This window comes from Massilia sp. 01N410, from assembly GCF_056399665.1.
In genome coordinates this window covers 1-353 of sequence record NZ_JBFTRV010000097.1, presented here as the reverse complement: position 1 = coordinate 353, position 353 = coordinate 1, and the positions used below count along the sequence as shown (strand labels likewise).

The window sequence follows — 353 nt, the reverse complement described above, 5'->3', positions numbered from 1 at the left end:
CGGTGGAGCCGTGGAGCGGCCGGTTCTCGCAGGGCAAGCAGGCTGTGCCGGTGAATTCGGTGGTGACGTTCGCGGCCTCGGCCCACAAGCGTGTCGGCGAGGCGCAATGGCAACCCGTGCGGGTGCGTTGTGGGTATGACGAGGGGATGATGCTGGCCTACGAACTGCTCGACAGCAACGGCGACGTCATCGCCGAGCCAGCCGCCGCGCCGGCCGTGGCCACGCCGACGACGACGTCGAAGAAGAAGGGCAAGAGCAGCGCCAAGGCGTCGACATCGTCGTCGAAGTCGACAAAATCGACGACGAAGACGTCAACCAAGACGAAGAAGAAGCAGTAAGCGCTGGAGGTTCTC

The 353-nt window shown here is 64.6% G+C and carries 1 protein-coding gene; it reads left to right on the top strand.

Annotation, left to right across the window (positions count from 1 at the left end):
* Nucleotides 1-338, top strand: a 338-nt coding sequence (locus tag AC1DOP_RS27405) for a BspC domain-containing protein (RefSeq protein WP_477254456.1), incomplete at its 5' end; no start/stop codon positions are given.
* Between the last annotated feature and the right edge of the window lie 15 nt (nt 339-353).